The sequence below is a fragment of the Microcoleus sp. AS-A8 genome (genome assembly GCA_039962225.1).
Lineage (GTDB): Bacteria > Cyanobacteriota > Cyanobacteriia > Cyanobacteriales > Coleofasciculaceae > Allocoleopsis.
This window is the reverse complement of the sequence record JAMPKV010000005.1, coordinates 145,261-168,957: the sequence shown is the minus strand read 5'-3', so window position 1 is coordinate 168,957 and position 23,697 is coordinate 145,261. Positions and strand designations below refer to the sequence as shown.

Genomic DNA, 23,697 nt, shown 5'->3' with positions numbered 1-23,697 from the left:
CCATCATTACCAGCTTTCAGCTAAGGTGCATTTTACTAACGAGGGAAAGATGAGCGATCGCAGCCCAACACAAAACCCACTCATTCAAGAAATAACTGAACTACGCCGAGAAGTTGCCCACCTTAAAAGCGTAAAAACCGCGTTTGATGCTCAGCAGGAACTCCTGAGGAGCTTAGTAACCATGCTGCAAACATCAAATGGAACATTGATGTTAAGGGGTTTATTGCAACAAACTCTGAGCATTGCTCGTCGCATCACTAGCGCTGAAGAAGGGAGTCTATTTTTACTCGATGAGTCTGGTATTGTCACGGAGAGTATCCTAGCTCGCGGTGCTACCATCCGAGCACAAAAACAACGACTGATTGGCGAAGTTTTAAACAAAGGGTTAGCCGGCTGGGTTGTTCGACACCGCCAAGTTGGATTAATCGCCGACACCTTGAACGATGAGCGGTGGATCACACTACACAATCAGCCTTACCAAGTTCGCTCTGCCCTGTGTGTTCCAATCCTCAAGGGTAAGCTATTACTTGGTGTTCTCACGCTCATGCACTCACAGCCAGGACACTTTACTCCCGATTCCGCACGTTTGATGCAGATAACCGCTCAGCAAATGGCTATAATTCTGGAAAATGCCGAACTCTATAGTAAATTCCGACAGTCTGACTCAGAATTACAGCATAAAGAATTACATCTCCTTGAAGAAGAGATAACCACTGAAGATGAATTATCGAAGCTCGGCATTTTTATCATGTTTGGGGATGGAAATTTTCTCTACGTTAACCATCGGTTTGCTGAAATTTTTGGGTATACCTTTGGGGAACTCATCTCGTTGGATTCAGTACTCAACCTCGTTACCCCCAATAATCGTGATTTTATTGCTACGCAAATTAATCAATGTCTCCAGGGACAACTTCAACGCCTTTTATGTCGATTTCAAGGGCAACGAAAAGATGGCAGACAGATTGATCTAAAAATTTGCGGCACCCGAACTAAATTGTACGGCAAGTTCGTCATTATTGGAGCTTTAGGAGAGGCTGAATCAACCTTAGTTAAATAATCAAGGCTAAAGTATGAAGTATGAAATTTTGATTTCCACATTTAACCTCCAACCTGCAACATTTTAAGATAACCTTGCAAGCAACCGTCGAGGAACTCTCTCAAATTCTGGTTTTTCGGGATTTAGAACCTTCAGAGTTAGAACGATTACAACCCTTTAGCCAAGTTCAGCAATACCAGCGAGGGGAAATCCTCATGCAAGAAGGCGATCGCCTTTCCTCAAAACTGTACAGTCTGCTCCAGGGTTCTTTGCGTGTCACGAAGACAGCGCCCACTGGCAAGGAAACCATTCTCCGCACCTTATTCGCTGGAGAAATTTTTGCAGCACCCGCTATTTTTGGCAATGGTATCGCTCCCGCCGCTGTCACCGCCGAGACAAATTGCCACATTCTCACGATTGAACGTGATGGCTTAGTAGAGGCTATTCGCCAAACGCCTGAGATCGCTTTGCGAATGTTGAGTGTATTCAATCAGCGACTCCAACTGCTGCATGATACTGTTCATGGATTAGTCTCCGAGCGAGCGATCGTGCGATTGGCACAGTTCATTCAGTATTTTGCTTCTCACTCTGGAACCGAAATCACTCCTGAGGGTCAGCGCTTGAACATCAAACTTTCCTACTATCAAATTGCCCGCAGTATCGGGATTACCTATGAAGAGTGCGTGCGGTTATTTAAGACGATTCAGTCAGTTGTCACGTACAGTCGTGGGGGTAAGATTATGGTGTTAGACTCAGAAGCTTTAGCCGCCATTGCCTCTGGTAGTGACAGTTCTTTGTGAGCATTCCGCGCATCAAAACCATTCAAAAGCCATCTCGTTTGAAATTTTCACAAATTCTTCACACTTATTCTTTACTCTTTAAATATAAGCCTTTGGACACTGAAACCCTCTCGCTTCGATGGGAACGAGAGGGCATTTTTTTTGGTAATTGATATTTAGGCTAGACAGAGTTTGTATTCAGTCTCTCGGGTGAACGCAAATCTTTTCTCCAACGTTAGCGCGAAAACTAACTCATCACCCCGTTAATACGTTAGCGACAGCATCGATTCATTAATGGTAGGGGCAATCTCCTCAGGCTCATCTTCGGTTATGCTTGCCCATCAAAAGTTTTAGGGCTGTTCCCTAAGGCACTACCCCTAAGAAAAATCGGCCTTTTGGGATTACTGAACCGACGCTATCAGAGGCGATGTCACCAACGCACGAGAGAGCCAAACAAACACCTCGGTGAGTTCAATACCAAGCCCCCTCCGTAAATATACGGTTGCAGAATATATTTTTTTTGACCTTTCATTAAGAAAGAACTAGAGCTTCACTCCTCGGTTCCTTGGGTTCAACTATGAAGTTGAGATAGCACCGCATCTACTCTCAAATCCCCCTCGAATTAAGGATAGATAGCAAAATTTTGAGTATTATTCCTAAAGCTCTCCGCCATACACAGCAAGCGCTGAACAACTCCTTGTCTTCGTTTTTCCAGTTCTCCCGGCGACAGGAAAACATGAGAACACCTACCCCCGGATTGCAGGCGCTTCCCACACCAAAAGCCCAGCCCGCGCCATACCCTGAAAATGAGATTCAACGGCTTCAGGCACTCCAGCGCTATCAAGTCCTGGATACATTACCGGAACAAGCATTTGACGATCTGACCGTGCTAGCCGCCTCGATTTGTGACACACCCATCGCCTTAGTCAGTTTAATTGATGAAAAACGGCAGTGGTTTAAGTCAAAAGTAGGGCTGGAAGCCACAGAAACACCTAGAGACATGGCTTTCTGCTCTCATGCAATTCTCTCGCCTTCGGAGCCACTGATTGTGCCCGATGCTTTAGAGGATGAGCGCTTTGCTTCCAATCCGCTAGTTGTACGTGACCCAAACATTCGGTTTTATTCAGGAGTTCCCCTCGTTACGCCGGATCACTTCCCCCTGGGCACGCTTTGTGTGATTGACCGGGTTCCACGCCAGTTAACCAGCCAGCAGATCACCGCTCTTCAAGCTTTGGGGCGGCAAGTGATCAGCCAGCTAGAGCTACGCCTTAATCTCGCTAAGTTAGAGCAGACCGTGGTTAAGCAGGAATGTACACAAAAAGCACTGCTCAGCAGTGTTGCCACCAATCGTGCCCTGTTAAATGCCATTCCCGACTTGATGTTTCGCATCAATCGAGATGGTGTGTTGGTGAACTACCAAGCGCCAAAAGAGAGTCAGTTGTTCCTGTGTGAGGCTGACTTCCTGGGCAAAAAAGTAGAGGAAGTTCTGCCCAGTTCCATCGCTCAACCCTTTGTGGATGGTATGGAACAAGCTCAACAAACGGGTGAACTACAAGTTTTGGAGTATCAGTGGTCTTGGCAAGGACACACATCTTATTGGGAAGCGCGGTTAGCGGTGTGTGAAGGGAATGAAGTCGTGGCGATTATACGTAATATTACAGAACGTAAACAGGTAGAAGACGAGCTGCGTGAGACTCTCAGAAAAGAGAAGGAACTCAATGAACTCAAATCTCGTTTTATTTCTACGGCATCCCATGAATTTCGCACTCCTCTGACTGCCATCTTGGGGTCAGCGGAATTACTGGAGTGTTACAGCGACAAGTGGAGTGACCAGAAAAAACAAGTTCACTTTGAGCGGATTTACTCCCGCGTCAAACACATGACTCACATGTTGGATGATGTCTTACTAGTGGGTAAAGCTGAAGCTGGGAAATTAGAGTTTAACCCGGCTCCGATGAATGTGATTGAGTTCTGTCACGATTTGGTGGAAGAGTTACAACTCTCCACGGGTAGTCAACACACGATCATCTTTACGTCTCAAGGTTCAGGCTGTAAATCCCAGAATTACGCGGACTTAAGTCTTTGTACTTCCGTGGATCTGGATGAAAAACTCTTGCTACATATTTTTAGTAACTTACTCTCGAATGCTATCAAGTATTCCCCGGCTGGTAGTACCATTGAGTTTATTCTCACCTGCCTCGACAACCATCTAGAATTTCAGATTCAAGATCACGGTATTGGGATTCCAGAGGAAGACCAGCCCCGGCTATTTGAAGCATTCCATCGCGCTAACAATGCCGGTAAGTTTCCTGGAACAGGGCTAGGTTTAGTAGTTGTCAAAAATGCTGTTGACTTACATGGTGGCTCTATTACCGTCAACAGTCAAATGGACGTGGGAACAACATTTACTGTGACACTCCCACTCACTACCTCTAGTGGTCAAAACGAAGTCGGCGTGGAGCGAAGCATACATTAAAGCTGCTAAGCGGTTTCTAACCACTCAAAAATTCTATCTAACTGCTCCAACGTCACCAATCCGTATTGCCAAAGAATCATCGGCAAGACATTGGCGGTATCGGGATGATGGCGCACGGCTAGATCAATAGAAGCCGACGGAATCGCCAACTCATCTTGCAAAAAACCAATTAAACTGTGGAACCGTGTAGACTTCATTAACTTGAGCGTGAAACAAAAATTTTGAGCATCCTAGTCCTGAAAGTTGACAGGCGAATCACCTATCCTGGAAATTCTCAATCACTGAGCGTTGGCTCAACGAGAAGAATTTCTCGGTTATGCAATCGCGCTGCTAGACACAACTACTGAATGTTATAGACTGCTCCGGTTACTTTACCAAATCTTTGTCATAACATACCTCACGTCTATAAAATCGAAACAATCGTGGGTATGAGGGTTATCGTAGGTTGTGATCAAGAATAAGGCTTCACCTGATGAGTTCACCCGATTGGGTGAAAAAGCCAGAAAGTCCGGAAAGCTTGATTAATATTAACTCAAAAAGAGCAAACACTCCGAAAGTGCCCAGCCCAATAACGCTAGAACCATAACGCAGAAAGTGAGGTATTCACTGTACTCCATCTTGGCACCTCAATGAACTCTAAGTGCATTCAGTCGATGAGGAATCTCAACCTGTTCTAACCAAAAATAAAAAAAAACTATCTGTTTCAACTTCTATCTAAAGTTAAGGCATTTATGAGCAATAGATCATAACCCAGTAGGAGGAAATAAGATGCCTTAAGATAGAAGATGCTCGCTGGCAGCTTTGGCTCTAGTACCGCTTTGCGGAATCCCAAATTCAAATTTCAGATCCAAAATGCTTATAGTGTAAGCATTTCAGTGATTTGGAAGGGTAGCTTTATTTCCGCCGGGCTGTACTCGTGAATTCCTGATTAGGTCACTCTTCAGCATTTCCAGGAAAAACGGAATTTAGGCTTTATAACTCCAGGAAGAGGAGGCTGAGTAAATTCTTGAATAAAACAGTTAATAGAAATACACATGAGATGAAAATGCCATGAACACTGAAAAATCAACCCCTGCAAACCAGAGTAACTCTAATCCTGTTAAAAAACCCGCTGTTCAATATATAGTCAGCACTTCAATCGGAGTTTTACTCATTGTGCTTCTAGCTGCTAGTGCTTATTACGGAATCTTCAACTTCTAATTCGTCTTCATCATAGAGGGTATCCGTCTTATGGATACCCTCTCTAGATTGGGCTTGCTTGACAAACGACTTGTTCACAAACGACTTGTTCACTAGCCTCCCATCTTGATCGCACTTTCTTCTAAGGTGCAGCCAGAGAACCCCCACTGAGTCCAGCATCGCGTAGTCGCATCGCACCAATATTCCGGCTGAGTACCGCCAACCCGGCAAAGTGCGCCTGTAACCCTGCTGTACTAGCACAGCAATCTGTGAAAACAAGGGGTTCAATGCCGATGTCGAACAAATCCATGGCAATTTTCAGAACGCACATATCGGTATCAATGCCGACGATAGAGAGCCGTTCAATACGCTGCTGACGGAGGTAGTCGGTTAACTCATCCGGCATCCCGCACAGTCCCTGCTTGGCAAAGATGAACTCCTTTTGAGCAAAAGGTTGGAGTTCCGGGACAACGTCGGTTTCTGGCTTAGTGTTGCAACTATGCCAGTCGAGGAAGCGATCATAGGGGCCATCGGGTGCGTTCACAAATCGAGTAAACAAAAGCGGTGAATAGCGATCGCGTTCAATTAAACTGACAATTCGTTGGGGGATATGATGTGTAAATGAGTTGATGAAACCGATCTGCACATCGACAATTAATAAAGGTTGAGACATTTATATATAAGCTCTGAGGAAGCAGTGGGTAGGGTCAGGAGTGGATAGTTTCATCATCAAAGCTTTAAGCTGTAACTTCTACCCGTCTCAAGGCATAATCTTTCAGGATCTAGGCGATCTCAGATTATCGCCTTAACTCTCTACTCCTACATGAGCATCCTGCGATCTCTCTTTTCGTTGCTGAAGAGGGGAAGTGCGATCGCATCTGGCAGCGAAATTGCTCATCTCAGTGAAGCCATCTGATGCCTCTTTGAAGCTGTGCCACAATCAAGGCAAGTGTCTCACATTCATGAGCTATGGCTTGGGCATCAGGACAGAAGTTGCAGGGTGGTAAGTACACGATTGAGCAAGAACTAGGTGAAGGTGGCTTTGGTATTACCTATCGCGCCAGAGATAATAATGGGCGAAAAGTTGTGATCAAAACCCTGAATGACAATGTGCAACGCCGCTCTGACTTTGCCAAATTTCAGCAAGATTTTCTGAATGAAGCGCTAAAGTTAGCCAGATGCTCTCATCCCCATATTGTAAGAATTGATGAAGTTATCCAAGAGGGGCAGCTATGGTGCATGGTAATGGAATATATTGATGGGGAAGATTTAGCCAGTCGAATTGAGAGCAAGGGAGCTTTACAGGAAGCTGAAGCATTACGCTACATTCAACAGATTGGTGAGGCGCTAGCAGTTGTTCATAATAACGGTTTATTGCACCGAGATGTAAAGCCACAAAACATCATGTTGCGCTCTGATAAATCGGAGGCAGTGTTAATTGATTTTGGCATTGCCCGTGAGTTTACGCCGAATTTAACTCAGACCCATACTCAAATTTTGTCCGATGGCTTCGCACCGATTGAGCAGTACGACAAACGAGCAAAACGAGGCGCTTACATGGATGTTGATGCTTTCGCCGCGACACTATATTCACTGCTCACTGGAGAAGTCCCAACGCTTGCTCCACTCAGGACTATTAATCCGTTGTTTTTGGAGCCAAAAGAGATTAATCCAAATATCAGCGATAAGGTAAATCAGGCGATTCTTAAGGGGATGGAGATCAAGCCAGAGAATCGCCCTCAGACAATACACGACTGGTTGGCATTACTTGAGATTGATAATGATAATAGGTCTTCTCCACTGCAAATCGTTGGAACTTGGTCGGGTAAGTTTAGTAGTCTCAACGCTACTCTCTGTATTACTTACCAATCTAATATTTCATTTAAGGGCACTTTGATTTGCACAAATTGGTGGAATATAGCTAAAGTTGCTATTGATGGCAATCTCGATCCTAAAACCCATAAAGTAATAATAAGACAGTTAAGAGTTATTTCAGGATACTGGATACCTTGCGACAATCCAGGCACCTTATCACCGGATGGCAAATACTTGTCTGGTACAGGAACATATAAAAAGCGTTTATACAAATGGTCATTACGGAAACTTGATTAGAGAAACCAGGTCTTGTGTACAGCTTTAATACTTTAGTGAGCAGTGTTCATACTCTCCTACTTTATTTTAGATTTTTATACTCGGACTTTAGCTTATTAATATAAGCACGTATATGCTTGATTATTTCTTTAAACTGCTCCTTGTTGATAAATATTTCATCGCCCTCCTGATACCATTTTAATAAAATACATTTTTTCACCTTTGGTAAGGCAATCGCCTTGTGGTGAATAATCAAGTTCCGGAGTTCTTTAATATCACCCATTATAGGTTCCGTAAGATCATTTTTTTTCTTGTGAAATAACTCTGCTATTTTTTTTCGATAATCATCCTCCCAATATTGATAAATGGAAATTAAGCACATATTTCCGATAAATCGAAAATTACTTCCAGTTTCCATATTTCGGGATACTACTTCAGTAATAACAGCTACATGATCAACTTCAGTTGCTGGATCATTTGGGTTACCACTTCCAAAGAAAACCTTGGCATCAGGAGAGCTATTTTCACTTATCTGTCCTAACTTAGATTGGTATATATCGAAGCCGATGGTGGCATCCGTGTATACTCCCACAATCATGTTAACAATTTCTTCAAATTCAAAAATAGGATTAGTATTCATGAAAATCCTAAACATTTCTATCCCTTTTCATTTCTCCAGTATCATTCGTTTAGCATAGCTAAGTACAGTGTGTACTACCCATAAAATTACTTTCATCGCCTACCCTCTTTCCACTCTTCCCCACCTGGTAGCTGAACTAAATTCTCATCAATGATTGCTGGTAACATCTTTGCCGAATGTTCATACGTTAAATCGAGCAATCTCTGAGCCGTCATAATTATCTCTGTTCTATCTACCGACGCTGCAAGTTGGCAGGGGTGATAGAAACGATCCATAGCTTCTATACTTGCCGGACGAAGTGCTACCTCAATTGCCTCTTCTAGAAAAGGCTTCCATTCATCTTGCTTGATGTAGTAAGACGTTTTATTCTCTTTGAAATTTAATTTTTGAATTTGCTGAAGAGAATCTGAAATTAAAACTGCCCAGAAATTAGTTAAACACGCCTCTACTTGATTTTGAATCAAGTGAGTCAGCATTGTGACCAGAAACGATTCGATATTACGGAGGATTGCTTGTTGACTCATCCCCTCTAGCTCATCCACGATCGCCAAAGCATCTGCATAGTGTCCTTCTACAATGTTAGCTCTTAGGCCGATTAGTTCCTGAGTCATAAAGGCTACCTTCACAGATAGGCGCTGATATGCTGAATAATGAGCCTAAAATGTGGTTAAGTGAGCTGGCAGAATTGAAAGAGCAACAAGGGTGAGGAAACAGAAAGCCGTTCCCGTTTCGAGCATCGCTACCCATTGAATTTTTGCAGTGCGATACCACTCCTGATTCCAGGCAATAAGGCCAAATTTAAGCAGCGCTAATCCAAATGCCAAAGCCGCGATTAAAGGTAGCCAACCAAAGTAATAGAGAGGGGTAATAATGAAAATTGCGATCGCATGATAAACCACTCCCGGAACGATGGAACTCCTTTTCGGCTTACGCAACTTGACGGTAAAAATGGTGCTGGAAAAGTAGAGCGTGTTGAGTACCCACAACCCCATTGCCGTAGCTGAAATGGTGCCAGTGGTAGCCGCGTAGGCGAGAGGAGCGCAAAGGCAAACCGCTGCAAAGGTAATGAACTCATTGAAAATGGATTTTTGTTCGCGGTGGAGAACGGAAACCGCATCGACAACCAGTGCTGTAACTGCTCCTAAGTAGAGCCACAAAAGTATCGGGAAACTGAGATAGAGCCAAAATGCGATCGCAAGTGACACAGCCGAGTACAAGCCACCCCACACTAAAAAACGAGGCTTGAGACTCCGCCGTTGCTTGATTTGAACGACAATGGGATGCTCAGCCTGAAAGCCAAAGAACGCACACACCAAAGCCAATGTAGTTGCCAGTTTCCAAGCTTGCGCTAATGCGGCTCCAGTCAGGAAAGATACCAACAACACTACATAAACCCCATGTTCGTGAGAAAGGGTCGGTCTATACCACGCCAGAGATTTGGGTTGAGTAAGACTTCTAGCAGATGAAAGATTTTCGGTTACTGCATTGATGGCTGGCTGAGTCATTGTCTCAACATTCTCCACTATTTCCAGGGTTACGGCATTTTTACTAGCTCTTGCTCAACAGCCTCTTGCTTGAAGTCATCGGTATGGGCCTCAATTGCCACTTTAGTGCTTTCAGACAGAGCTACACGATCAGGGCTGTGAGGACTCTTGAAGGTCGATTGAGCATCGTTTCTTTGGCAAGCAATCATTGTTTTAACATGTTCCATTTCATCATCGCGGATGGCAACAAACACATCATAGAGGTTATCAATCTTCGGACGACGCTCCTCTGGTGGGCGGCTCGTCTGGAATTCATCAAACAGATAGAGGTCGCCGCAGCAGTAATATTGAATGGCGACTTGTGGTGCTGGTTGCGTTTTCAGTTCATCCCCATGCTCTTGAAGATAGGTGTCATAGGTATGGTAGGCATGTTCTTCGACCAGTTGCATGAAGCGATAAGCAGAGCGTGGTGCGACCATGTACACCAACACAATAATCCAGTAGTAGACAAAGGCTCCGGTACGAGCAACAAAGCGGTCAATCCAGAATTGATTACCACCCATTTCCTCACTAATCAGCAAGTGGTGTAGCTCGTTCCAAGCTTCGGCAAAGTGAATCCTTATCCAGTCAGCTTTACGCCACCAACCCATTGTTTCATAGAGATGAAGAACTGAAGTATAAGCAAAGTAGGGAACCCGCGCTACGGTTTCTAGAACAAAGAACCGGGGATAAATGCGATCGTGATAAAAAATATTCAAAATTAACACTAAAAAGTTTACAAGCAGTCGAATCATTTCTAGGTTCTCCTCTGTCTCTTGAGAAATTTCGACAGGATTTGCTTTCAGGTAGATTTTGGCAAGCTTCTCTTGTCGTGGTGCCATGTTGCAAGTAGTCATGGTAACAGATTGATTATCTGTACCTTTGCTACCCTTATTTTGAAAAATAGTCTTAATTCCTGCTATGAGCTAGCTCATACTTAGATTGAGACAGGAGAGCGATGGCACAAGCACTACTGCGAGTAATTCGTGCTAAAACAGACTGGCGCAAACAGCTTGCAAGCCAAGCCAATCGATAAAATAGCACTTTATTAACAAAATAACTATTTCTATTAGACTGCCACTTCTATCTGAAGAAAGGACTACTGTTAACTCCGTTTGTAGTTATAAGTACAAAAACCCCCAAAACAATTTGGGGGTTGGCAAAGTTGTCAGTCTTGATAGTTTTACATTACCGCTTGGAGAGACCGCTCTTCAGCGCGAGCTGCAACAACGAGGACTAGGCAAAGGGCTGCGATCGCTTTTTGCCATTCCTTCCGTACCTTCTCCTGTTCAACCCCATCAAACGCTGCGACTAAGCGAGGAATTGATCGTTCTAAAGCGGGACGAGGTACGCGGCGATGCAGTTCAACTAAGCGAGTCAAGCTTTCTTTATGGTGGAGAAAACCAATCACCCACTTTGTTGTATGGTCTGGGCTATCAGGAACTCGCTTGACGCCTAACTCATTTTTCAGCCAGTCATAAAAAGGAGGTAATCGTTCAGCCAAAACACTTCCTGCTGTCGGTAAGGTTGCTTGCAGGAGTTGGGTGTCTAAACTCCCTAATAATTCCTGCACGGCAGGTAAGGTCAGAGACTCCTGCAAACTGAGTGATAATAACGTTTCTAACTCAGCGGTGGATAGTCCAAGGTGTTGAAAAAAAATGTACAGCATTGACAGGAACCTAAATTGATGAGATTGACTTAACGTTGTGAAGTTTGTTAGTGGCTTTCAGATAGCGTTAGGAGAAAGGCTAAGTTTTGCTCAGCTTTTAAAGCATGAGGGGCGTGAGCTTTCATGACAACGAAAAGACCCGGTTCTAGTGGAATCTCTTGTCCTTCTAGAGTCAGAGTTCCCCGGCCTTCGATGACGTTGATAACAGCATTACGAGTTGAGGTGTGTTCAGAAATACTCGTGTCAGCGGCTAAACAAAACAGAGTGTATTGGCAATTTTTGTCCTTGAATAAAACTTTACTCAGCACTCCATCTGCCGGATATTCAATTCGTTCCTGGAGTGGAAAATAACAAGATGAATTGGCTTGACTTGTAGAAGTCATGATGAATATACCTCTTTAAGGTAGATGTGACAAAATCTTGTTTGTGGTGATTAACAAGATATAAAACTGTGAGTTCCATGCATTACTGTTAATCAGCAATCGCGCACAGCGAGATATAACCCAAGTCTTGTTGATGGTGCTTGAAGACGTGACGCATTTGTAGAACGCGATCGCGAATAGGCGCTTTCGTCAGTACATTCCATACAATTCGAGCCGTATCAACAACACCTTCATCCCGCAGCATTTGCACAGGATTCAATAATCCCATCGCTCCAGTTTGATGCTGCTGCACATTTAGTCCAGCCGTTTCACAGGTTTTACTCCAGTTCTCTAGCGAGAGAGGCGTGACATTCATCCGAATAACCTGAGACAGCGTGCGATGAACTTCTTGCTCATGGTTGCGAATGAACAATTCATGAGAAAGAAACTTACCCCCTGGTTTGAGTTTGTGATGAATACCCTGCAAAATTTTGGCTTTACCCACAGGAGATTGCATGGACAGAATGGCTTCTGCAAATACATAGTCAAACTGTCCGGGAATCGTTTCCAGGTGAAAGATATCGCCTTCGATGATGTTTACCTGTCCTTCTACCCCAGCCGCACGGATATTGTCTCGTGCGCGTGCCACACTATCGAGATTTTTTTCAACGCCAACCACACGGACGCCAAACCGTTTTGCCAATGCGATCGCACTGTAACCAAAACTGGAAGCTAGCTCCAGTACTGTTTCTCCAGGTTGGAAATTCGCCCACTCAAACAACTGTTCTGTAGCAGCACGTCCACCGGGTCGTAAAATCTTCTTACCAGCCGCTGCTAAAACTTGATGAGCGGGTGCTGTTTTGAAGTTAAGGGTAGCGTTGGTCATTGGTGCGACCTCCTGAATCGTCTCTACCCTTATATTCCTTGAAGTGTTTGATGAAGTCCTTGAGCTAGCTCATAGTTGGGGTCTAATTTGGGGAATAACCAGGCAAGCCCAATCGTGTTAGCGCAGCGATGCGTAGCACGGTTGGGAAGCCTACACCGTAATCTTTGAGACGGTGCCAGAGGATGTCACTCCCCTCGTTTGCCGACTACCTTGGCCGGTACACCAACCGCGATTGAATAGGGGGGGATATCTTTAGTAACGACGGCTCCGGCTCCAATAACACTGCCCTTACCAACCGTAACTCCATCTACTACCGTCACCCCAAATCCGAGCCAGCAATCATCCTCAATCGTAATTCCCTTTGCCGTATGCCCTTGGATATTGATGGGTCGCTTGAGGTCAGAAAAGATGTGATTAACAGCAATCAGGGATACACGCGGTGCCAGCAGACAGTCTTCCCCGATTTTGATATGACCGGGGCCATTGATCCATACATCAACGTTAATGAATGTACGGTCGCCAATCTCAACTGTTGTGTTTTCCAAACCTACGATATTAACACCCTTCAGGAGACCCACCCGATAGCCAATACTAATCCTATTGTTCTCGCCTGCTGCATTAATATTAACGTTAGGGGAAATAACAACAGAATCTCCAAGTTCAATATTAGAAGTACCAGCAAAAGCAACGCCGCGATCAATGAAGACGGAATTACCGATTTTGGCGAAAATACTCCGGTACAACAGCCTGCGTAAAATATGACCTCGTGCTGGCCCTGGTACCCATCCAATTAAGCTTGTTATTAAACGTTCTTTTAGACTTGCTCGAGGTGGAGGAGGGGGTTTAATTTCGTTTAACTCCTCGACAGAATGGATCATTGCTGGCATTCCAAGCTCATCACTTGACATGGGGTTGTTCCTCAATATTCAACTCAAATATAGGGGTACATCTACAGAACGAGTGTTTGCTTTCCTTCGATATAAGACGCGATGCTCTCTTACTAAAAAATTAGTGATGGGTTTCGCTGGGGTCTTTTCGGCGATCGCGTCTTACACGGATAGCAATCTTTCTGTGCTACTCTACTCAACCTCTCAGTAACATGGCTAGAGGGCCTAGGTAGCACTAGCTACTAAATCTTTGGCGTTGGGATAGACTGAGTGTCTCACAGAACGGATGAACTCAGCGCGAGAGCGGTGCATCTCATCGATGGTTCTGCCCTGCATGAATCCAATTCCGGCTAGTCCGGCTTGTGGCCAACGCGAGCGCTCGGCGATCGCAGACTTAATTGCACTGGATAGGCTGCTAACGTTAGCGGGTTCAAAACTCCAGCGCGGCTCTAAATCACGCAGCGAGGTTTCCAGGGTAACCGTGCGCGAATGAAGCAATACGCAACCCGAAGCGGCTGCATCATAAGCGACTCTTTGTTCTTCTAAGCCGCGAGTTGGAACGAAAACCATGTGATAAGACCGCAAGCGTTCAAAGAAGATAGGGCCGTAGGGAACGGGATCTACAAAGCGAATCTTATCGGTATGGTTGCGTGCTAGAGAGACCAAGTGTTCTTTATAAGGACCAACACCCATGATATCGAGTTGGTACGGCGGTAACTGATCGCCGAGGTTGATCAACGCTTGAATGACGTCGTCCGCACCTTTCCATGCCTCAAGTCGAACGGGAAGAATCATCCGGATAGGTTCATCAGACGATTGGTGGAATTTGCGCTTCACGTCCTCTTCATTGGCAACGTCTTCTTTTTGAAGCCAAACGGCTTGATTGGCGATGGATCGACGCGCCAAGTGCCCATACCTTTTTTGCACTCCAACGCCTAAGAAGAGTGTGGCATCAGCATCCGTTACGCGCTGCTGGATTTGTGAGTCTACTAATTTAGCTTTGAGCGATGACCAGCCCCCACTTGTTTCCAGTGTGGACGTTGGGTCGCTGTCCAAGCAAAACACTCGAATTCCCTTGCTGTAGAGGCGTCCGACCTCGTAACTCAATGTCGTCACATCCCACAAATCAATGCCGCAGGCCGTATGCCAGACGGATGCATCACGAACTTCCTCAATTAACGCTGCTCTTACAGCTAGATAATGAAGCGGCCAACTACGCATTCCCCCACTCCAAGGCAACATGCGAAACGACAGTCCTGGGTAATCATCCAAGGAAATTGTGTAGGAATCCTGCATGATTGTGCCCTCAGGAACCTGCGGACAGATGAGTCGCAGATTTGGCTCGTATTTGTGTTGCGTGAGAATGTCGCGCGCTAACCCCGTAGGAATAGATACGTGTTTTTCGTCAACAGGAAGAACCGGAATCGGAAAGGTGATCTTGTACATACTTTTCTGCTTGGTAGGCGACTGAAGGACTCAAGAATGAAGATATGGGGGTAGCGGTTGCCGCATGATTCAGATGAAAAAATCTTTGTTCAGGAGGAGCAAAAAAGACGACCCTTAACCAACTATGCTAATGATTTTCTCTGATGGGAATTGGCCAGGATCTTTAGTCTCCATCCTGTACCTTTCATACGGTACAAAGGAATCTGCGTCAGTTCAACACGAGGGATTCAACACCTTCTCTAATTTCTGACTCTCCAACCGGGCTTTGAGTCTTTCTTGAATATATTCAAAGATTTTCTCGTGATAGTGGGGAGCTGCGCCGATAAAGAACACCCGATCCAACACCACATTGGCATTTGGGTAATTTTCCGCTTTGTCTAAGTGTCGGTAAGCGGGTTGCATTAAAATATTTCCGGCAAAATAGTTTCGGGTTTGGATTTTGTTCGTCTCGAAGTAATCTACGAGCACTCGTTTGGATTCTCGATCTGGACAAACGATCGGGGTGCCAAACCAACAGGTTCCGGCTTCAGGCAATTGATTGGGAACTTTAATTCCCTCGACATTCTCTTCCAAAATGGCCTGCAAGCGCTTCTTACTCTCATGCCTTCTTGTTTCAATTTCTTCAAACTTTTCTAACTGCACTAAGCCAATCGAGCCTTGTAAGTCTAATGGCTTCAGGTTGTAGCCGATATTAGTGAAAACATACTTGTGATCAACCACCCCATCATATTCAGGCAACCAGCGATCAAAGCGGTTTCCACAGCTTCCATTGCATAATAAGTTGGCGGCTCCCACACAATAACAGTCCCGCCCCCACCAAGCTAAAGAGCGGGCAATTTTGACAATTTCTTCGATGTTGGATGAAACCATGCCTCCTTCCCCAGTACTGATATGGTGTGCTGGGTAGAATGAGGTAGAGGAAGCGATGGCATATTCATTGAGGTATTTACCTCGCCAAGTGCTGCCTAAGCTATCACAATTGTCGAGAAGTAATTCAAGACCATGTTTTTCACAAATTTCCAATAACTGATCCATGTTAGGTGGGTTACCTAAAACCGGAGATAAGAAAATTGCTTTAGTGCGTGGAGTAATTTTTTCCTCAATTAGCTCTAAGTCAAAGTTTAGAGAATCTAATTCGATGTCGATGAGGACAGGTTTGAGATTGTGTTGAAGGAGGGGAGCTAGAGTGGTGGGAAACCCAACGACAGACAAAATAACTTCGTCTCCGTCTTGCCATTCCAGGTACTTTTTCACAGCTCCCACTAAGGCTAAGTTAGCGGAACTCCCTGAATTAACCATGACCGAGTATTTCAGGTTAAATCTTTTAGAGAATTTGGCTTCAAACTTCTGAACCATTTCTCCACTGGTAATCCACTTCCCTCCTAAAATAGCCTTCATAATGGCTACAATTTCTTCCTGATCCCAGTAAGGGCCTGAGTAGTAGATGGGCGTTTCAAAGGGAACAAAGCTCTCCGGCGTTGTATTGTAAAGGTATTTGAGAATTTGATGATTGTTACCAACATCACTTAGAAAATCTCTAATGTCTGCCTCTAGAGTCATAGTTGCCTCCTTTAAAGTTACTGAATCTCAAGTGAAATGATTGAAGCTTGATATAGCAAGCTCTGACGAGAGAAAAAACTCTAGCCTTGGGTATTTTCTAGGAAAAACTCCCATAGGTATTCGGTGTCGATTAAATACTTTAAAACCGACACATGGCATAAGAAGATTTTCAACCCTCCTGTACTTCCCAGAACTTTCGGGATTAGTCTAAGGTTCTACACTTCTTACTCAGTGATTCAGCTACGGTTAATCCCTATAGATGGGTAACCCTTTTTAGCCGAAGAGAATGGATGTCTCAAAAAATATCTCCAGAAAGACTTAATTTACAGATTATAGCAATCGAGTAAATTGAGAGGCTTTATGAACGGTGATGACTTGGGCTTTCTAGAAGTATTTTTTAGGTGAGTTCTCAATCTACTCTACTACTTTTGATAGTATAACCAATATCTCACGAATAGTAAGGATATGTCTAAAAATATTGTGTGAATATTATGAAGAAATTCGGGAGGAAAATGTGAAGGAAATTCCGCAAGTCCAACTGGAAAATTAATGCTGGAATCAATGGCTGATAAAGGTTTTCCTGCTTTTTACTTCTGATTCCTTCTGTGTGATTTTCTGAAAATTCTCTTGCCAGAGTTAGGAGAGAATGCTAAGAGCTTCTTAAGAAGTATCATGGGTTACATTTAACAGCTGTGACAGCCTAACTTTGCTCTTAACCCATTGTTTCCTAGGCGACATTAAGAGATGAAAAACTTCCATACTTCATAATTCAACCTTCAGCTTGACGTTTACTTTTCTCGATTCCCAATTCGGTAGATTATTGTGAGGAGGATGGTTGGGAGGCTGGATACAGCGGAACTGGATCAATTTGCCCCAGGCGGTCAGGAGACCAAAAGCGGACAATGGCTTTGCCAATAATATTGTCATGGGGAACAAATCCCCAGTAACGACCGTCATAGCTAGAATCGCGGTTATCACCCATCACTAGATAAGACTTGGCTGGCACGTTAACAGGCCCCCACTGATACCTCAAATTCTCTGCAATATACTTTTCTGGCAAGAGTCCATCATTAATATAGACTCGTCCCTTTTTAATCTCGACTTTCTCTCCTGGTAAACCAATAACTCGTTTGATTAGCGTATCCCGGACATTTTGTTGCTTGAGCTTCTCAGTGGGGGAAAATACAATGATATCCCCTCGTTCTGGGTTTGACCAACGATAGCTCAATTTGTCGATTACCAGGCGGTCATTAACTTCTAGGGTAGGAAGCATCGACCCAGAGGCGACATAGCGAGATTCAGCGACAAGGATATGAAACCCAAAAGCGAACACCAAACTCAGTGCCACTGTCTTGCTGCCCTCTAACCAGAGATTGTTGCGGTTTGGCTGGGAATGATTGTTAAAATCTTGGTTGTGCTGATGATGCATGAGCGTTGAGAAGGGTAAGAGTGAACTGTGGAATAGATAGATGGGTGTTAAACCTGGCGACCAGGAAGTATCACCAAAGCTGTGAACCTTTTGACCTTAAGAGCGCCAATAAGGCTCCTGTGAGATTCTAAAAACTTGGTGGTTGCTCAATCGGCTGCATTCCTGGGCAATTTCCTGAGTTTGACGAGGTGTACCTTACCGCTAAGGTTACATAGGTCTGTTAGGGCTGTGAGATTGGGTTTGACGGGCATGAGCATCTTGCTTGTAGGGATCACCGTTTCACGCTTAAAAAATCTCAAGGCTTTTACTCCAGTGGCTGGCATCGGTGTATTATTTTCAGGGCATAGCAAGTTCATAGCCTTGACGTCAAGTCTGCCAGTCCCATATATCAAAAGAGTTAATTAGTATAAAAATGGCTCATCAAGGAACTTAAAAGTTTTAGACCTCGCTAAGGTGGACAATTTAACAAATGTAGTTTTGAATGAATGAGCAGATATCAACAGGGCAACAGCGACTACCCCCCTTTCCGTGAGGAGATGGCGTATTAATCCAAGCTTAAGTAATGTCCCAGTGAGGAGTATCAGAGTGCATCCATTCCCATTATTGATGATTCAGTTGAAGTTTAGAGGTAAGGGCGATGAGTGATGGTATGGCTTTCCTGACAGGAGCTGCCTTCGCTGGAGTGGCAGTTCTTTTTCTGATGAGGGGAGGGGCAGGGGCAAATATTGGCGCAACAGTTCCACCTGTTGCACAACTCCCACCAGTCTCACCGACGCCTTTCACCACTCCTTTTATGAATGGCACACAACCGCAGGCTATGCCTACGGTTTCACCCGGCTCAGCATTATACAGCCCTGACCAACAACGGCTTGTCATGCAGCTAGAGCAGCAACGAACTGAAATTGAGCAGCTTAGGCAGCAACTGCAAAATCAGCAATCGTTCATGCAAAGGATGACGGCGCAAAACGAGACGAATGCGAATAGTTTATTTGCACAAACTAAACCCCAACCTGGGCAAACTCAAGTCGAGCAGCAAGATAATCCCATGCTTTCAGGATTAGTCTGGGCGCTAGGAGGTATGGCAGTCACGATTAGTGGCGGTGTTGTCGTCATTGGGGCATTATCTGTACTGTCTCGACAACAGCGTCCGCCTCGGACAACTTATGTGGTGCAACATCCCTACACGGCGGCTCTTCCCCCAACGATACAAACCAGACGCAGGGAGTATATGCCCCCTCCAGTTATGGAGAGACAAGTTGAGCATATCGACTACGATTAATGATCCATTGGGGATTTGGGATTGAGAGCTTTCGGTACAGGTTTTATGGTTATCGTTGGCTCCAAAAACTCAAAAAAAAGCTGTCGCTTAGCGCATCTAGGGACAGCTTTTTTTTTGTTGTGGTATGGCAAAAGGCACAAGGCAAAAGGCACAAGGCAGAGGGCACAAGGCACAAGGGAAAAGATTTACGGTTGAAGGTTTCAGTATTTGGCGAGAGTGTTAATTGCCTTGGCGATCGCTATATCTAGCCCGACAAACCCGTCCCCAGATGAGGCTCCAGATCAGTTAAAGGTTGAAATTTAAAATAGAGTTAACGATTCACGCTGCTCATGTCAGGGTAGCGATCGCCTGCTGCAATGCTCTTCGGTGCTACCTCGTCTATACGCTGTAGTTCAGCTTGAGTTAAGGTAATCTCCACAGCCGCCACATTCTCTTCCAGGTAAGTGCGGCGCTTGGTTCCAGGAATCGGCACGATATCGTTCCCTTGAGCCAGTAACCAGGTGATCGCTAGTTGTCCCGGTGTAACCCCCTTCTCGGTGGCAATCTCCTGCACAGCCTGGACAAGCTGGAGATTCTTGTTAAAATTTTCACCTTGGAACCTGGGCGAATATCGGCGGTAGTCATCTGCTGCCAAATCATCCAAGCTCATAATCTGTCCGGAGAGAAACCCTCGACCTAGAGGACTATAGGCCACAAACCCAATCCCTAATTCACGGATAGTCGCCAGAATTTCGTCTTCTGGGTCGCGGCTCCAGAGGGAATACTCCGTCTGTAAAGCGGTAATGGGGTGCACCTGATGGGCACGTCGAATCGTTGCGGGAGCCGCCTCAGAAAGGCCAATGTAGCGGACTTTGCCCTGTTGCACCAATTCTGCCATCGCACCCACGGTTTCCTCAATCGGAACATTGGGATCGACACGGTGCTGGTAGTAGAGGTCAATGTAGTCCGTTCCCAGGCGTTGCAGTGAGGCATCACAGGCTTGATGCACATAGTCAGGGCTACCATTGACACCGCGAAAGCTTTTATCTTCACCGCGCAGGATACCAAACTTTGTGGCGACAATCACCCGATCGCGACAGTCTTTAATAGCTTGCCCAATTAGCTGCTCATTCGTATGCGGGCCATACATATCTGCTGTATCGAGCAGGGTTACTCCCAGCTCTAATGCGCGGTGAAGCGTGGCAATAGATTCGGTTTCATCCCCGCCACTGTAGAACTCCGACATTCCCATACATCCAAGTCCCAGTTCCGAAACAATGAGTCCTTGGCTTCCGAGTTTGCGTGTTTTCATGTTCTTTTTCCTAATTTCTTGATAAATTTCGTCTGCTGTCGTCTAACGTTTCCGACATACATACTGGGCATATTCGGGGGTTAGATAATCAGCTTGTTCAATCTCAAAACCAGCACGGGTCAACATCCCTTCAAGAATCCATGCGAATGTGCTGTATTCTTCGCGAACATGAGTCTCAAAATCGCTGGCGGTAAAACCTTCACCTGCTGGCTTTGTTACTCGCTCAATCCAGGCATCAATACGGGCACCATAGTCGCTGGGGTTGAACGAGAACACCACATCCCGCAGGTAAAGAATCCCTCCAGCCTTCAACATCGATGCCATACGCAACAGTCCCACCATCTTCCAGAAGTCCGGCAAGTGATGAAATGCGGACTTTGTGACAATGAAATCAGCCGGATTGCCTTGATGCTCGTAAGTCAGAAATCCAGCATGATGGAACTTAAGGTTCTCCGCCTTAGCCGCGCCAGCCTTTTTTTGGGCATAAGCCAGCATGGTTGGTGACACGTCCACCACATGGACGCAGGCACCTGCCTTACAGGCTTGAATGGCAAACGTGCCAGTACCCGCACCCAAGTCAATGACGGTATGATCGGCTGAGATACCTAGCCACTCAATTAATTTCCGTTCGGCTTGTTCGCTACTCGATCGCTGATTATCGTCATAAGTCTCAACCTGTACTCTATCCTCAAAGTCAACTCCGACTTGTTGAAATTCGTTATAGAACCATGCAGGAAGTATGCTCATATTACTTCGCTCTCCAGTGGCTAAGGTCGCAGCACTCGATGCATATCTAAGACGGGTGGGGCAATTTCAGTCTGCGTCAGCATGTCGTGAATCTGTCCCCGGTGGTGGGTTTGATGGTTAAAAAAGTGAGCCACGAGCAAGTTGACGGGATCGGTATGAATATTTCCGGCGTTATTACGGTAGGTAATCGTACTCGCTAAAAACTCTTCAGCTAAACCTGAGGCAAACGCTTCAATCCGCTGATCTTCCGCTATCCGTGCCTCTCGCAATTCGTCGAAGTCTTCATAGAGAATCGCGTCGAGTCCCGTAGACGCAATCTCTCCACCCTCAAATCGCGTTAGCCAGATTCGATCGCCCACCATGATGTGGTTTAGCGTCCCATGAATACTCTGAAAAAACGCCGGTCGGGTACGCTTACGCTCTGCATCCGTTAGTTGTGAGCAACTCTCATAAATTCTGCGGTTGGCTAGGGTGTTGTATCGGGCAAGCATTTGAAAATGCTGTAGGAGCATACTCAAGATTTCCCCGCTCTAAAGTAACTTTGACGTTAACGTTAATATTGACCCAAAAAAATTAGGGCTGGCTGACTTGCTCGATGTATTGCTGTACTTTAGCAATATTGGCTTGCAACTCTGAACGGAATTGCGTTAGGGCGATGATTTTCTCATCTGTCTCCTGGAGATGAGTCATGAGAATTTCCAACAATTTTTGCTTCCCCCGTAACATTGTCGGTTCTTCAAAAAACAGATCGAGGATACTGCCAATTTCTTCTAGAGATAACCCCAGAGATTGGAGCGCATCGATTTTGCGGAGTCTGGCTAGCTCAGCCTCGGTGTAGTACCGAAAGCCCTTTCCCTCGCGTTCGCTGGGACTCAAGAGTCCCAAGTTTTCGTAGTAGCGAATTGTTCGAGGAGTAACGCCAGCTTTCTCGGCAAGTTCCCCGATACGCATTTTTTCAGTCAAGTTTTGTTTTCGATCAACCTTAACGTTAACGTTAACGTTAATTTGAGTGTAACGACCCTCGACCTGGGTGTCAAGCCTAAGTCTGGGCTGGAGTTATTGCGTTGTCAGCAATTTCCAGCATTCTTGTGCGATCGCCCAATCTTCTTCGGTATGTACAACAAAGACGCGAATCGCTGAATCGGTGGCGGCAATATCGACATCCACAGGGGAGGCATCATTCTTGTGGGAATCGAGTTTCAAGCCGAGAAATCCAAACGCTTCACAAGCGCTGGCGCGGATGGCGGCTGAATTTTCCCCAATGCCACCCGTAAACACCAAAGCATCCAATCCTCCCAGAGACGCAAGCATGGCACCGATATGCTTACGCAGAGAATGGATGTACATATCCAATGCTAATTTTGCGCGTGAGTTGCCCTGGTTAATTTCACTGATAATCTGGCGTAAATCGCCCGATATTCCAGAAATTCCCTTCATTCCAGACACCTTATTCAGGGCTTCATCTAACGATTGGGCATCGTAATCACCCTTTCGCAACAAGTGAAGTAGGATACCAGGGTCGATTGAGCCAGAGCGACTGCCCATCATCAAGCCTTCTAGGGGGGTGAATCCCATGGTGGTATCAATGCTCTCACCGTTGCGGACCGCAGCAAGGGAAGCACCATTACCTAAATGGCAGGTGATTAGACGCAAGGATGCTAACTCTTTACCCATTAGCTGAGCGGTGCGATTAGCACAGTATTGATGGCTGATACCGTGAAATCCATAGCGCCGGATACCTTGCTCAAAGAATTCGTAGGGAATGGGGTAAGTGGCAGCCGCCAGCGGCAAATTGGCATGAAAAGCGGTATCAAAGACGGCAACTTGAGGTGTAGCCGTTCCTAGGATTTTCTCAATCGTTTCGATCCCTTCCAGGTTAACCGGATTGTGAACAGGAGCGAAGCTGGCAAGATTAGCGATCGCGTCTTTGACTTCTGGCTTAATCAACGTTGCCTGCCGATACTCCTGCCCCCCATGTACCACGCGATGACCGACTACATCAATCTCAGCTAGATGATCAATCACCTGAGTCTGTCCACTCGTTAGTGTGTCTAGCATGTGAGCCATCACATCCGGTCGCGAGTCGGTTTGTAACTGTTCTTCTAAGGCGATCGAACTGGGCGTTTTGACCTCAAGTTCTGCCATTCCTGGGTGTTTCGTCCAATCTATCTTCGCTTCCCAAAGCGGTTTCGGTGGCAATTCTGGCAATGTATTAGCGAGTTCGTACAGGCAACTCTTCTGACTACTCGATCCCGCATTCAGTACTAAGATTTTCATAATAGTCATCTAAATCTATTTGACCCGATCAAAGCGAGATTGAGTAATAGCATCGCGCACCAGACGTCTTGCTTCAATGATTAAAGCCCCTCCCTATCCCTCCCGTGAAAAAAGGCTTCGTCCTCTGATATTTCCCCTTT

At 45.4% G+C, this 23,697-nt stretch carries 23 protein-coding genes and 1 pseudogene; 5 read left to right on the top strand and 19 right to left on the bottom strand.

Annotated elements, in window-relative coordinates:
- Positions 1-49 precede the first annotated feature (49 nt).
- The 3 genes from NDI48_09870 to NDI48_09860 all read left to right on the top strand — a co-directional run bounded on the left by NDI48_09870 (position 50) and on the right by NDI48_09860 (position 4,291).
- On the top strand, positions 50-1,057 hold the full coding sequence (locus NDI48_09870) for a GAF domain-containing protein (GenBank protein MEP0831515.1): 1,008 nt from the start codon (positions 50-52) through the stop codon (positions 1,055-1,057).
- A gap of 74 nt (positions 1,058-1,131) precedes the next feature.
- Positions 1,132-1,836 carry a Crp/Fnr family transcriptional regulator gene (locus NDI48_09865; GenBank protein MEP0831514.1) on the top strand — a complete coding sequence of 235 codons (705 nt, stop codon included), beginning with the start codon at positions 1,132-1,134 and terminating at the stop codon, positions 1,834-1,836.
- Between the two features lie 715 nt (positions 1,837-2,551).
- Complete coding sequence (locus tag NDI48_09860) at positions 2,552-4,291, top strand: ATP-binding protein (protein ID MEP0831513.1); 1,740 nt, start codon at positions 2,552-2,554, stop codon at positions 4,289-4,291.
- A gap of 5 nt (positions 4,292-4,296) precedes the next feature.
- Here the strand turns inward: NDI48_09860 and NDI48_09855 are convergent, their stop codons facing one another.
- On the bottom strand, positions 4,297-4,488 hold the full coding sequence (locus NDI48_09855) for a DUF2949 domain-containing protein (GenBank protein MEP0831512.1): 192 nt from the start codon (positions 4,486-4,488) through the stop codon (positions 4,297-4,299).
- A gap of 1,124 nt (positions 4,489-5,612) precedes the next feature.
- The gene (locus NDI48_09850; GenBank protein ID MEP0831511.1) at positions 5,613-6,143 is read right to left on the bottom strand and encodes a cysteine hydrolase; all 531 of its coding nucleotides are present in this window, start codon (positions 6,141-6,143) and stop codon (positions 5,613-5,615) included.
- A 296-nt stretch (positions 6,144-6,439) separates the two neighbouring features.
- Here NDI48_09850 and NDI48_09845 point away from each other — a divergent pair, with 296 nt between their 5' ends.
- A complete protein-coding gene (locus NDI48_09845) occupies positions 6,440-7,582 on the top strand; it encodes a serine/threonine protein kinase (protein MEP0831510.1) in 1,143 nt (380 codons plus the stop codon).
- Between the two features lie 61 nt (positions 7,583-7,643).
- Here the strand turns inward: NDI48_09845 and NDI48_09840 are convergent, their stop codons facing one another.
- The 12 genes and pseudogenes from NDI48_09840 to NDI48_09785 form a co-directional block, all read right to left on the bottom strand.
- Positions 7,644-8,201 carry a hypothetical protein gene (locus NDI48_09840; protein ID MEP0831509.1) on the bottom strand — a complete coding sequence of 186 codons (558 nt, stop codon included), beginning with the start codon at positions 8,199-8,201 and terminating at the stop codon, positions 7,644-7,646.
- Positions 8,202-8,293: 92 nt separating this feature from the next.
- The gene (locus NDI48_09835; GenBank protein ID MEP0831508.1) at positions 8,294-8,812 is read right to left on the bottom strand and encodes a hypothetical protein; all 519 of its coding nucleotides are present in this window, start codon (positions 8,810-8,812) and stop codon (positions 8,294-8,296) included.
- A 45-nt stretch (positions 8,813-8,857) separates the two neighbouring features.
- Complete coding sequence (locus tag NDI48_09830) at positions 8,858-9,706, bottom strand: YwiC-like family protein (GenBank protein ID MEP0831507.1); 849 nt, start codon at positions 9,704-9,706, stop codon at positions 8,858-8,860.
- Positions 9,707-9,735: 29 nt separating this feature from the next.
- Entirely contained in the window at positions 9,736-10,581 is an 846-nt protein-coding gene (locus NDI48_09825) for a plastoquinol terminal oxidase (protein ID MEP0831506.1), read from the bottom strand.
- 326 nt (positions 10,582-10,907) lie between these two features.
- Positions 10,908-11,393, bottom strand: coding sequence for a hypothetical protein (locus NDI48_09820; GenBank protein MEP0831505.1), 486 nt, complete (start codon positions 11,391-11,393; stop codon positions 10,908-10,910).
- 47 nt (positions 11,394-11,440) lie between these two features.
- Complete coding sequence (locus NDI48_09815; GenBank protein ID MEP0831504.1) at positions 11,441-11,776, bottom strand: cupin domain-containing protein; 336 nt, start codon at positions 11,774-11,776, stop codon at positions 11,441-11,443.
- 88 nt (positions 11,777-11,864) lie between these two features.
- Complete coding sequence (locus NDI48_09810; protein MEP0831503.1) at positions 11,865-12,641, bottom strand: class I SAM-dependent methyltransferase; 777 nt, start codon at positions 12,639-12,641, stop codon at positions 11,865-11,867.
- 185 nt (positions 12,642-12,826) lie between these two features.
- Positions 12,827-12,955 (bottom strand): annotated as a pseudogene (locus NDI48_09805) (acyltransferase).
- A gap of 798 nt (positions 12,956-13,753) precedes the next feature.
- Complete coding sequence (locus tag NDI48_09800) at positions 13,754-14,974, bottom strand: glycosyltransferase (GenBank protein ID MEP0831502.1); 1,221 nt, start codon at positions 14,972-14,974, stop codon at positions 13,754-13,756.
- Positions 14,975-15,187: 213 nt separating this feature from the next.
- Positions 15,188-16,534, bottom strand: coding sequence for an aminotransferase class V-fold PLP-dependent enzyme (locus tag NDI48_09795; GenBank protein MEP0831501.1), 1,347 nt, complete (start codon positions 16,532-16,534; stop codon positions 15,188-15,190).
- 817 nt (positions 16,535-17,351) lie between these two features.
- The gene (lepB, locus tag NDI48_09790) at positions 17,352-17,963 is read right to left on the bottom strand and encodes a signal peptidase I (protein ID MEP0831500.1); all 612 of its coding nucleotides are present in this window, start codon (positions 17,961-17,963) and stop codon (positions 17,352-17,354) included.
- Between the two features lie 146 nt (positions 17,964-18,109).
- Positions 18,110-18,319 (bottom strand): hypothetical protein, encoded by a 210-nt coding sequence (locus NDI48_09785; protein ID MEP0831499.1) that lies wholly within the window; start codon positions 18,317-18,319, stop codon positions 18,110-18,112.
- A gap of 281 nt (positions 18,320-18,600) precedes the next feature.
- Between NDI48_09785 and NDI48_09780 the strand changes: the two genes are divergently transcribed.
- Positions 18,601-19,242: a hypothetical protein gene (locus NDI48_09780; GenBank protein MEP0831498.1), complete on the top strand. Its 642-nt coding sequence runs from the start codon at positions 18,601-18,603 to the stop codon at positions 19,240-19,242.
- A gap of 310 nt (positions 19,243-19,552) precedes the next feature.
- On the opposite strand, the gene NDI48_09775 is transcribed toward NDI48_09780, so the two are convergent.
- From NDI48_09775 to NDI48_09755, 5 genes are all read right to left on the bottom strand, one after another.
- A complete protein-coding gene (locus NDI48_09775; protein ID MEP0831497.1) occupies positions 19,553-20,533 on the bottom strand; it encodes an aldo/keto reductase in 981 nt (326 codons plus the stop codon).
- Between the two features lie 42 nt (positions 20,534-20,575).
- Positions 20,576-21,280, bottom strand: coding sequence for a methyltransferase domain-containing protein (locus NDI48_09770; protein MEP0831496.1), 705 nt, complete (start codon positions 21,278-21,280; stop codon positions 20,576-20,578).
- 20 nt (positions 21,281-21,300) lie between these two features.
- On the bottom strand, positions 21,301-21,792 hold the full coding sequence (locus NDI48_09765; GenBank protein ID MEP0831495.1) for a DinB family protein: 492 nt from the start codon (positions 21,790-21,792) through the stop codon (positions 21,301-21,303).
- Between the two features lie 61 nt (positions 21,793-21,853).
- The gene (locus NDI48_09760) at positions 21,854-22,231 is read right to left on the bottom strand and encodes a MerR family transcriptional regulator (protein MEP0831494.1); all 378 of its coding nucleotides are present in this window, start codon (positions 22,229-22,231) and stop codon (positions 21,854-21,856) included.
- A 105-nt stretch (positions 22,232-22,336) separates the two neighbouring features.
- Entirely contained in the window at positions 22,337-23,557 is a 1,221-nt protein-coding gene (locus NDI48_09755) for an acetate kinase (GenBank protein ID MEP0831493.1), read from the bottom strand.
- Positions 23,558-23,697: the final 140 nt, after the last annotated feature.